This is a genomic window from Loktanella sp. DJP18 (genome assembly GCF_049310965.1).
Classification (GTDB): domain Bacteria; phylum Pseudomonadota; class Alphaproteobacteria; order Rhodobacterales; family Rhodobacteraceae; genus Loktanella.
Map to the genome: position 1 here is coordinate 1 of NZ_JBMERN010000139.1, position 8,895 is coordinate 8,895.

The 8,895-nt window shown below is 60.0% G+C and carries 8 protein-coding genes and 1 pseudogene; 6 read left to right on the plus strand and 3 right to left on the minus strand.

Annotation, left to right across the window (positions count from 1 at the left end):
* Nucleotides 1–34: 34 nt before the first annotated feature.
* Nucleotides 35–1,225, minus strand: coding sequence for an IS110 family transposase (locus ACOI1H_RS21690; protein WP_422440114.1), 1,191 nt, complete (start codon nt 1,223–1,225; stop codon nt 35–37).
* 256 nt (nt 1,226–1,481) lie between these two features.
* Here ACOI1H_RS21690 and ACOI1H_RS21695 point away from each other — a divergent pair.
* Nucleotides 1,482–1,718: pseudogene (locus ACOI1H_RS21695) on the plus strand (transposase domain-containing protein); the annotation flags it as partial.
* Between the two features lie 39 nt (nt 1,719–1,757).
* Here the strand turns inward: ACOI1H_RS21695 and ACOI1H_RS21700 are convergent.
* Complete coding sequence (locus ACOI1H_RS21700) at nt 1,758–2,030, minus strand: hypothetical protein (protein WP_422440107.1); 273 nt, start codon at nt 2,028–2,030, stop codon at nt 1,758–1,760.
* Between the two features lie 114 nt (nt 2,031–2,144).
* Here ACOI1H_RS21700 and ACOI1H_RS21705 point away from each other — a divergent pair, with 114 nt between their 5' ends.
* The 3 genes from ACOI1H_RS21705 to ACOI1H_RS21715 are packed head-to-tail and all read left to right on the plus strand — an operon-like array spanning nt 2,145 to nt 5,379.
* Nucleotides 2,145–3,350 carry a 3-dehydroquinate synthase gene (locus ACOI1H_RS21705; RefSeq protein ID WP_422440108.1) on the plus strand — a complete coding sequence of 402 codons (1,206 nt, stop codon included), beginning with the start codon at nt 2,145–2,147 and terminating at the stop codon, nt 3,348–3,350.
* A gap of 35 nt (nt 3,351–3,385) precedes the next feature.
* Nucleotides 3,386–4,534 carry a metabolite traffic protein EboE gene (eboE, locus tag ACOI1H_RS21710; protein WP_422440109.1) on the plus strand — a complete coding sequence of 383 codons (1,149 nt, stop codon included), beginning with the start codon at nt 3,386–3,388 and terminating at the stop codon, nt 4,532–4,534.
* Between the two features lie 29 nt (nt 4,535–4,563).
* Complete coding sequence (locus tag ACOI1H_RS21715; RefSeq protein WP_422440110.1) at nt 4,564–5,379, plus strand: UbiA family prenyltransferase; 816 nt, start codon at nt 4,564–4,566, stop codon at nt 5,377–5,379.
* Nucleotides 5,380–5,386: 7 nt separating this feature from the next.
* Here the strand turns inward: ACOI1H_RS21715 and ACOI1H_RS21720 are convergent, their stop codons facing one another.
* Nucleotides 5,387–6,799, minus strand: coding sequence for an alkaline phosphatase family protein (locus tag ACOI1H_RS21720; protein ID WP_422440111.1), 1,413 nt, complete (start codon nt 6,797–6,799; stop codon nt 5,387–5,389).
* A 63-nt stretch (nt 6,800–6,862) separates the two neighbouring features.
* On the opposite strand from ACOI1H_RS21720, the gene ACOI1H_RS21725 reads away from it, so the two are divergent.
* Nucleotides 6,863–7,714, plus strand: coding sequence for an EboA domain-containing protein (locus ACOI1H_RS21725; protein ID WP_422440112.1), 852 nt, complete (start codon nt 6,863–6,865; stop codon nt 7,712–7,714).
* Nucleotides 7,714–8,634, plus strand: coding sequence for a TatD family hydrolase (locus tag ACOI1H_RS21730; protein WP_422440113.1), 921 nt, complete (start codon nt 7,714–7,716; stop codon nt 8,632–8,634). The genes ACOI1H_RS21725 and ACOI1H_RS21730 overlap by 1 nt, the downstream gene beginning before the upstream one ends.
* Nucleotides 8,635–8,895 lie beyond the last annotated feature (261 nt).

The window sequence follows — 8,895 nt, forward strand, 5'->3', positions numbered from 1 at the left end:
CGGATGATGTTGAGAAGCCCCTTTTTCAATCTTTTCAAGTTGGCTTAGGTTTGGGCGGTCTATCCCGCCAAGCTTCGACCATACGGGCGTAGGACGCCTCTGCGTTGGCGACCAGTTCCATCTCGCGATGTCGGATCTCTTTTATCCAGTAGTCCCGCCCGGGTCCCGGCTTGTTGCCGTGCTGCTTGGTCGCTCCAGCGCGCAACTCGAGTCTGCGCATCTTCATCGCCACGAAGGCCGGCCGGGCCCAGCGATACGGTTCTTCCTTCGCGAGGAGTGTCCAGATCAACGTAGCGATCTTGCGCGCGGTGGCGACAGCCGCGACGTTCGCGCCCTTGCGGTCCTTGATGCGCAGGAAGAACGACCGCAACGGACCCGGAACGCCCGCCGCAGACCAGGCCGCTTCCACCAGCATCGTCCGCGCGGTCGCGTTGCCTTGTTTGGTGATACGCCCGTGGATCGCGCCGCGGTCCCCTGACTGCCGGACGCGGGGCGTCAGACCGAAGTAGCTGGCGAGCTTCTCTGGCGAAGAGAAGCGACTGATGTCGCCGATGGAGGCCACTACCGCGGTGGCGATCACAGAACTGATCCCGGCCACGCTCATCAGCTTTCGCATGCGTGGATCGTCGAGCGAGAAGCGGATCAGCGCCGTGTCGAGCGTCGCGAGGCGGTCATTCAGCCAGTCCAGCTCGTCAAGGTGGCGGCCAAGCAGATCGCGCTCTGTCTTCGGCAGCGGTGCTTTCGCCAGCCAGTGTCGCCCGCCTTTACCGAAGAGGTGGCCTTCATACTTCGGGATCAAGTTCGCATGCAGCACCGCATGCACACGGCTCTTTGCCCGGCGGATTGATCGCACCACCGCCACGCGTTCAGAGACAAGCCGCCGGAGGGCGAGCGTATCGTCGTCTGCCGCCCAGACCTCGGGCAGAAATCCCGCGGCATGCAGCTGTGCGAGTATCGCGGCATCGACCTTGTCGGTCTTCACCCGCGCATGCGCGATCGCCTTCACCTGCATGGGGTTGGCGATCACGACCCTTGCGACGAACGGTGTCAGAAGCCGCACGATGGCAGCCGTGTTCCCCGTCGCTTCCAGCACCACCTCATCATCCGCTCGAAGGTCCTTGCCGAAGGCCACGACAGTATCGTGCTCCAGTTCAAGCCGGAAGCTTTTGGCGGTAATACCGTCCTCGTGGATCGCGACCTGTGCAAAACTTCGATGGACGTCCATTCCTATTGATCTCATGCTTTGTCCTCCCAATCATTGTTAGGGGAGTGCACGGGCTCATGCGACATCTACGGATACGCGCTCTCGGCGCAAACGGGCAGGTCGCAGGGGCGGCCAGATAACAACGCGAGCTCGCAGCTCATAGTCAAAACGGCCTGCCCGCTTCTTCGCACTCCAGCGCCCCTGTCCCGATGCCCAAGTCTACCACGACAGATAGAAGACCAAGCGTCGAAATTGGAGCGCCACGAATAGCATGCCCGATAACAATATCTGCGAGCGATCAATCAGACCGGTGACTCTCGGCCGCAAGAATTATCTGTTCATGGGGTCAAAAAGAGGCGGCGACGCTGCTGCCATCGCTTATACGCTCATTGAAACCTGCCGCATGAACAGGGTCGATCCCGAAGCATGGCTTCGCTGGGTTCTTGCCCGCGTCGCAGATCATAAGATCAACCGCCTCGATGACCTCATGCCGTGGAACTGGTCAGCTGAATAAGTCAACGCCAGTCAGACCGGACGCATACGATAAACTCAATCATTGCTCCAACGGGCGGTCGAGCTCTGCCAGAGCGAAATAAGCTGATGCTTTGCGGGGGATCTCATTCGCCTGACGCAGTTCACGGTTCTTCATTCGAGCAGCTTGATTGGAAACCGTTTTTTCGCTGACACTTCCGCCCGCGGTCCCAACGTCCTTCGCAGCTTTCCTCAACCAGACGGGAAGCGTCTGATGAATACAGCCGATCTTCGGCGCGATCGCTGCTGTCGTGGCGCACTGCGTTTTATAGGAGCTCTGATGTTCCAGCACCATCTTCAACCTGGCGCGGAACCTGAATGGTCCAGCTTTGTTAAGTAAACTGATGCAGCTTCCTGCAAGGGGGCAACGATTTCTCAGCCTTGAATACCGCCGCCACAGGGGAAGCCAATGAACAAGCCAGATGCGATCGCGGCAGACGCGACCGAGAACGTGGTTCACTGGCAGCGGTTTTCGGTTCCTTATGAGTATCCGGTGATCTTCTCACGCGATATCTTTTCGCCTTTCAGTTCGGTTTTGTCTGATGTGCTTGCTCGGGCGGAGCCTGCCAAAACACATCGCTGCCTTGTCTTCATTGACGGGGGGCTTCTGACGGCGGCGCCATCCTTTGCCGATCGCGTGCGTCAGTGGTTCAACGCGAATGCGCCACATGTGGAATTGGCGGTCGAGCCGATTACCATTCTAGGCGGCGAGGCCATCAAGCAAGATCCGGCACACTTCGAGGAGGTGCAGAGTGCCATACATCGGCACGGCATCGATCGGCACTCCTACGTCATCGCGATCGGTGGAGGCGCCGTGCTGGATGCGGTCGGGCTGGGTGCGGCGGTGGCGCATCGAGGCGTGAGGCATGTGCGCGTGCCGACAACGGTGCTCTCCCAAAACGATTCTGGCGTGGGTGTGAAGAACGCTGTGAATTTGAAGGGCATCAAGAACTTCACTGGCACCTTTGCGCCGCCTTGGGCGGTCATCAACGACTCCGACTTTCTCTCTTCCCTGCCTCGAAGGGAGCGCATTTCCGGTATTGCCGAAGCGGTGAAGGTGGCGCTGATCCGGGACAGGAAGTTCTTCGAATGGCTGGAGGAAAACGTTGGCCGGCTCGCTGAGTTCGAGCGAGAGGCCGAGGAGCATATGGTTCGGCGCTGCGCCCAGCTTCACATGGACCAGATCGCCAACGGCGGAGACCCATTCGAGCGCGGATCAGCTCGGCCCCTCGATTTTGGCCATTGGGTAGCCCACAAGCTGGAAATCTTGAGTGAGCACGAGGTGAACCACGGCGAGGCTGTTGCGATCGGCATTGCTCTCGATGTTCGTTACTCGGTTCTGGCGGGCTTTCTGCGGGCGGGCGCAGAGAAGCGAGTCGCAGCCGTCTTAAAGCAGCTTGGATTACGTCTTTTCCATCCTGCTCTCTTGAAGCCTGGACCAGATGGTCGCCCTGCACTCTTGGCGGGTCTGGACGAATTCCGGCAGCATCTCGGAGGTGAGCTAACAGTGACGTTGCTCGAGGATCTCGGCAGAGGCATAGAGGTGCATGAAATCAAAGAAGACCTGGTCTTGGATGCCCTGCGTTGGCTCGAAGGACAGGAGGGCGCTCAATGACACAGAGGAGGGGCGATGAATTCCTGACGTATTGCTTGAACATCCACCCGACCGGGACTTGGGCGGAGGTTCGTGCGGCCCTTTCCGGCCCTTTCCTACGTGTCCGGGACGCCTTCTCGGCGGATAAACCTTTTCCAGTTGGGTTGCGCTTCTCGGCGCAAGCTCTGGAGGACCTGCGTGATCTTGGAGCCCGAGCCGAGCTCAAGGATCTGCTTGGGCGCGAGCGGCTGCTGGCGGTGACTGTAAACGGCTTTCCCTACGGGCCATTCCACGGCACCCGGGTCAAGGAGGACGTCTACCGCCCGGACTGGCGTGAACCTGAGCGGCTGCGTTACACCTGCGAACTTGCTGATCTGATGGCCGAGATTGCCCCTGAAGGCGAAATTGTCAGTCTCAGCACAGTGCCCGGTTGCTTCCGCGATCTGGCCGAAGGGCAAGAGGATCTGATCGCCGATAATCTCCTGAAGGCGGCGGCGCATTTGGTTGCTCTCGAGCGGAGGACAGGTGTCACAGTTGCCCTCGCCATCGAACCTGAGCCGGCATGTATGTTGGAGACTATTGCCGAGACCGTTTCGTTCTTCTGCGACAGGCTGTTTGGCTCAGCGGGGATCACGCGGCTTTCGGAGCTAGCGAAACTGGATTTAGATCAAGCCAAAGCGGCCCTGCCACGTCATCTCGGTCTTTGCTACGACGTCTGCCACGCCGCAGTTGAATTCGAAAACCCAGAGGAGAGCATCACCTTGCTGCGCGATGCCGGGATTCCAGTCCACAAGCTTCAGCTCAGCGCAGCACTTCGCATTCCGGTGGTTTCACCTGAAACTCGTAAGGCCTTGGAGAACTTCAGTGAACCGGTCTACCTGCATCAAGTGATTGGCCAACGCGAGAGCGGCCTGTACCGAGCTCTAGATCTGCCAGATGCGCTGGGGCGCGGAGCCGACGCCGACGGTGAGGAATGGCGCGTGCATTTTCATGTGCCGATTTTTCTGAAGGATCTTGGGGCCTTTGAGAGCACCAGAGATTTCCTCGAAGATATCTTGGCTCTCCACCGGACGAGCCCAATTTCCCGGCACCTGGAGGTGGAGACCTACACATGGGACGTCCTACCCGAGCGACTGCGGACCGACAGCATGGAAATGGCGATCGTCCGAGAACTTTCTTGGGTAGCAGATCAGCTTCAAAGCTGAAGCTCCCCACACTCCTCCGCCTCGGCCGCGTGTCAAACCTGCCGACGGTCTGGACGAACGCGCTTGCTGGAGCGATTATCGGCGCGGGCACATCGATATCAAACGGTGCGGTCATTGGTGCCGCGGTAATTCTGAGCCTCTTTTATGTCGGAGGAATGTGGCTGAACGATGCCTTCGATGCGGAGATCGATGCTCGAGAACGAGCGTCACGCCCAATCCCGTCTGGAGAAATTTCGCAAACTGCTGTGTTTCTCGTAGGGGCCGCACTCCTTGTCTTTGCGGTACTGCTGGGATCGTACTTCGGATCGACTGCGGCCGCGGCTGCACTCGCGCTAGCCGCTGCAATCCTGCTCTACGACTGGCTGCACAAGCGGACGGCGCTCAGTACCTTGATCATGGGCGCGACGCGGTTCCTGTGCTATGTCTTCGGGGCTCTTGTCGCAGGCGGTTTTTCAGCGGCGGTCCTAATCGGGGCAGCAGGGCTTTTCGCCTACGTGGTCGGACTGACTTATGCGGCCAAGCAAGAGGCCTATGATCGCATTGGCCGAGCTTGGCCGCTCGCAGTGCTGGCCGTGCCGCCGATCATTGGCCTCGTATTTGCTGGAACGAACCCGGTCGCCCTATCGCTTTGGGCCGCGCTGGTGGTCCTGATGAGCTTTGCGGTGCGACTGCTGTTCAAAAGGAAGCCGGGGGACGTCCCCCGGGCGGTCGTGACCCTAATCGCAGGGATCTCACTTTACGATGCCGTTCTCATCGCGGGACAGGGCTTTGCTGGAGTCGCGCTGGTTGCCGTTGGCGCTTTTCTACTGACTCTCTTCTTCCAACGGTTCGTTCCAGGAACCTGAGTGTTCGTCACTCGAAGACGTGAGACAGCACCAGCGACTTAAACTCTGTGGCGCGGAGCGGCCCGTCGGGGAGGAGGCTCGGCTCGGACGAAATTACAAGCGGTCCATCCGCTGAATCTGCGGTGAGGCGGCCATGTGTGCCGCGCACGAGGTGGGTTGCCGAGGGCGATATGATGTCGAGGAGCTGCCGAAAGCCAGCTTTGCGCCGGGCAAGTTTGGTGGCGGCCGCTAGCTTCGGGAAACGGATGTCGGGATCGATGAACAGTTCGACAGGATCGTAGCCGGGTTTGCGATGAATATCGACCGTACGAGCGAAGTCTGGAGCCTTCTCGTCATTGAGCCAATAGTAGTAGCTGAACCAGCGGTCAGCCTCAGAGACGGCAATGAGCTCGCCTGAGCGGGGATGATCCAGCCCATGCTCCTTCTTCCCCGTACCGTCCCAGACCGCCTCAATTCCATCCACGCGTTCGAGAATTCCCTTCACCTCGGGAATACGGTCATGATCGGCCACATAGACATGCGCGACCTGGTGATCCGCCATGGCGAAGGCCGCGCTCGCGCCGCAGTCCAGGACCTCACGCCCATGCTCCTCGGGGCGAACGGAGATCAGCCCCGCCTCGCGGAGCACGCGATTGATGTGGACCACGCCGTTCGCTTGAGTGATCCCATATTCCGACACCACAATAACACGACGACCAGTTTTGTCGGCCTCCTCGATGAGTTCGCCGCAGAGCGCGTCGATCTCACGCAGGTCCGAGCGTAGGTGGGGATGCTCAAGATCCGGACCGAGGCGCTGCAGATTGTAGTCGAGATGCGGCAGATATGTCAGGGTGAGCGTGGGCTGGCGGGTCCTCATCACGTGCAGGGTCGCTTTTGTAATCCAGTCCGAAGAGGTGATATCGGTAAGTGGGCCCCAGAACTTGAACAAAGGGAACGGCCCGAACCTGGCATCCAGTTCGTCGTGGAGTTCTGGTGGAAAGGCATAATGGTCTGGGATCTTGCGACCATCCGCAGGATACATGGGACGCGGCGTGGCTGACCAATCCGCACTCGAATACATGTTGTACCACCAGAACATCTTGGCGCAGGTGAAGTCGGCATCGCGCCTGCGTCCTGCTTCCCAGATCTTCTCACCTTCAACGAGGTTGTTAGGCTGCCGCCACAGCATAACCTCGCGCAGATCACGGAAGTACCAGCCGTTGGCGACCGCCCCGTGGCTCGAAGGGGGTAGGCCCGTCACCAACGTCGACTGCACCGTGCAGGTGACGGCAGGTGTTACTGTCTCAAGGGGACGCAGCGCGCCACGTTGAGCTAATCGCTTCAGGTTCGGAGTGTCGCGCCCGATGAGTTGAGGGGCCAGGCCGACGACAAGGATGACGAGAACAGGGTGCATAGCATGAGATGTATTCTTCAGCGCCACGGCGGCAACCTTTATGGCCTCGATAGCGTTAAATAGTGACGCTGACGACCATAGGAGCTCGCGATGACAGCCGCTGAAATGCTGCGAGAAATGGTCCTTGCTCGGGCTGGCAATGAAGCGGAGTGGATGCAGACAGAGCTGGACCGGCTCAAACGCGGCGCGCCCGAACGTGATCTTCACATATTTATGGGGCTGGCACCCCGCCGCCTTGGCAAGGCCAATCTTCGCCCCACGGCGGAGGAAAGCGCCGCGGTCGAGCGGGCAGTTTCTGGCTGGAGTGTTGAGGAATGGAGTGTCGACGGAGCGGCGCGGGTGCTCGCCCTCTTGTTCCACGCGGGACAACGCCCCTTCGCAGAGCGGTTCAAGGACCTCAGGCGAACGGCGGATGCCTCTGAGCTGATCGCGCTCTTCCGGGGCCTGCCGCTTTATCCGGAACCAGAAGCGCTGCACTTCGAGGTCGGTGAGGGACTGCGCTCGAACCTAAAGCCGGTCTTTGAGGCCATCGCGCATCACAACCCTTTCCCCCGAGACCACTTTGAGGAGCACCGCTGGAACCATATGATCTTGAAGGCCCTGTTCATCGACAGCCGGCTTGCCCCCATTGTCGGTCTCGACGAGCGGGCCAACCCGGATTTAGCGAGGATCCTGCGCGAGTACGCGCACGAGCGTTGGGCGGCGGGCCGTCCTGTCGCGCCTGAGTTGTGGCGCTGCGTCGGGCCCTTCGCCGCGGATGAGGCTGCGCTGGCTGATTTGGTGCGTGCTCTCTCCGAAGGTGGCGCAAGTGGAAGGGCTGCGGCGCTGGCACTATCCATCTCTCCTGCGCCACAAGCGCATGATATTCTGGCGGGGCGTCCTGAGGAGGACGAGATTGCAGCCGGGCGTCTCGACTGGCACCATTTGGAGGAGACGGCATAATGTACATCGATCCACATGCCCACATGATCAGCCGCACCACCGATGACTATAATGCTATGGCCGAGGCGGGGATCGTTGCAGTGATTGAGCCCGCCTTCTGGGTGGGACAGCCTCGGACCTATGTCGGGACCTATGTCGACTACTTGTCTTCAATCGTCGGGTGGGAACGCTTTCGCGCAAGACAGTTCGGCATTCGCCATTACTGCACAATCGGCCTGAACTCGAAGGAAGCCAACAACGAGGAACTGGCCGAAGGGGTCATGGAATGGCTCCCCCGATTTGCCCTGAAGGAGGGGGTCGTTGCCATTGGTGAGATTGGCTATGACGAGCAGACAGAACTGGAGGACAGATACTTCCGCGCGCAGCTCTTGCTTGCCAAGGAGCTGAGCCTGCCGGTCATGGTCCATACGCCGCATCGGGATAAGAAGCGGGGCACCACTCGATCCATGGACGTGATCGAGGAGATGGGTGTCGATCCCTCGATGTGCGTGATCGATCACAACAACGAGGAAACCGTCGCCGAGACGCTCCAGCGTGGCTACTGGGCCGGGTTCTCGATCTATCCATCAACAAAAATGGGCAACCGCCGAATGGTCGAGCTGCTGAAGCAGTATGGCGGTGAGCGGATCATTGTGGATTCCGCCTGCGACTGGGGTATCTCGGACTCGCTCGGTGTGCCAAAGACGGCCGAACTGGCACTGCAGTCTGGTATTCCCGAAGAGACAGTTCGCCGCGTCTGCTACGGAAATGCCCTGGCGGCCTACGGGCAGAGCGGCCAGATAAGTGAGCAGGACTGGCTGAACCCACCGGAGATTGACCAGCGCACTCTGTTCGAAGGGAACTCTGTCCTGCGGGGCGGTCGAGAACCACTGGTCGGGGAAGGGGCGAGGTCGCGCCGGGACGATCTCATCATCGAATAGGCTACTGGGTGCAATGGTGCCTGAACCTTAGCCAGGCTGAGGGCACCTCTTCCGCCCCCGATTGTGCATAGGGGCGCCAGACGGCTGCCGAGCGTCGGCGCAAGCGAGCCGCTTCGGCTGTCGCCTAGCGCCCCACTCTTGTGCTGTCCCGTGCAATCGAGGTGAGAGGACAGCGCTCTCCGCCTTCTTATCCTTGTCGGGGCTGTGCCCAAGGTGAATGAAGTACTCCTCCCGGGATCAGCCGGCGGGGCATGATCAATC